The organism is Treponema zioleckii (assembly GCF_014737315.1).
Taxonomy (GTDB): Bacteria; Spirochaetota; Spirochaetia; order Treponematales; family Treponemataceae; genus Treponema_D; species Treponema_D zioleckii.
This window is the reverse complement of record NZ_JPUF01000144.1, coordinates 1-1,358: the sequence shown is the minus strand read 5'-3', so window position 1 is coordinate 1,358 and position 1,358 is coordinate 1. Positions and strand designations below refer to the sequence as shown.

Below are 1,358 nucleotides of genomic sequence, written 5' to 3'. Positions count from 1 at the left end.
GTATACGAAGGAGAAAAAATGAAAAAAAGTTTTGTGGTAAAAGGCGTGCTCGCAGGCATTCTGGCACTGGGCGTGCTTGCTTCGTGCAAGGCGGAGATGGAAGACGGGGAAGAGAAGGCGGTTGTGGAAACGAACGAACTTGCCGGAAAGACGTTTGCTGCTGATTTTCACGGAGATTTGTATTCGTTTGATTTTAAAAATGGCACTATCGTAACTACAAGCAATCAAGAACCTGACTCTTATGAATACTTAAAATACTGTGGCGATTACCGTATTAGATATGAATATACAGATTCATACATTGTTAATTCAGAAATGGGATACTTTCTTTCAAAAACGCTGAGCGAAACAGTTTCTTACGAGCGGGATGGCATAACTCTCTATACAGAACCAAATACAATTCCAGAAACGTTTGAAGAATACAAAGCAGAAAAAATAAAACTTTACAAAGCACTTAATCCTGATATCACGGAAGAACAAATAGCAGAACTTTTAAATGATGACCGTGCGTGTGAATCTGCTGAAAAATTCAACGAATGGAGAAAGCACGAAATTTTGAATGAGGAGGCAGAGAAAAAATTCTATTATACATACGCATACAAATTAGAAGGTAACGAATTTGTGATAAGCGATGAAGATTGGACCTTCATTCCCCAAGGTTTGAAATTTGGAGATATTTTCAACGCTAGTTATGAATATTTTTATAGTTCAGAAATACCTACCGAGTTTGAGCATCCAGATTTTCAAATAGATGTCGATATTGGAACAATGGCAAAGGAAAAGTCGAGTATCATAATTTGGGAAAATAATGCAGAAACTCAGTATACAATTCTTTCTGCCACAAACGACAGCATGACAATTGCAAAAGTTACAGGGTGGAAAGACGGTTATATTGAATTTGATGAATCAAATGCTTTTACTTCCCCGATTACCTACACAAATGGCGAAAACAAGGTAACTGCAACCATTACAATTGAGGGAAAGGAATACTCTTTTGATATTGAGTACATAACAAAGGAAGAGATAAACGAAGCACTTGAAGAAGAGTCTTGTATATACACGTTGCAATAAGTTTTCGATTCACCATCGATTTGCAAATAAACCCCGAAACAAGTTCGGGGTGACAGGGCAAGCCCGATAATGATCCGAAAACTGCGACCAATCCGCGTCGAAATTTGCAAGTCGTCATTCAGAGCGTTCCACGCTGTCATGTCGAGCGAAGTCGAGACATCTACTGTTCCAAGACGATAGTAGACCTCTCGACTACGCTCGAGGTGACAAAAAAGTTAATTCCAGAGTGACTACCCCCATCTATTCTAGAGTTTTTTCACCATCCGCGTGCATCCGCGTCGAAATTT

General features: G+C 39.2%; 1 protein-coding gene. It reads left to right on the top strand.

Annotated elements, in window-relative coordinates; genetic code table 11:
- The first annotated feature begins 18 nt into the window (after positions 1-18).
- The gene (locus JI65_RS16915) at positions 19-1,071 is read left to right on the top strand and encodes a hypothetical protein (RefSeq protein ID WP_191018334.1); all 1,053 of its coding nucleotides are present in this window, start codon (positions 19-21) and stop codon (positions 1,069-1,071) included.
- Positions 1,072-1,358: the final 287 nt, after the last annotated feature.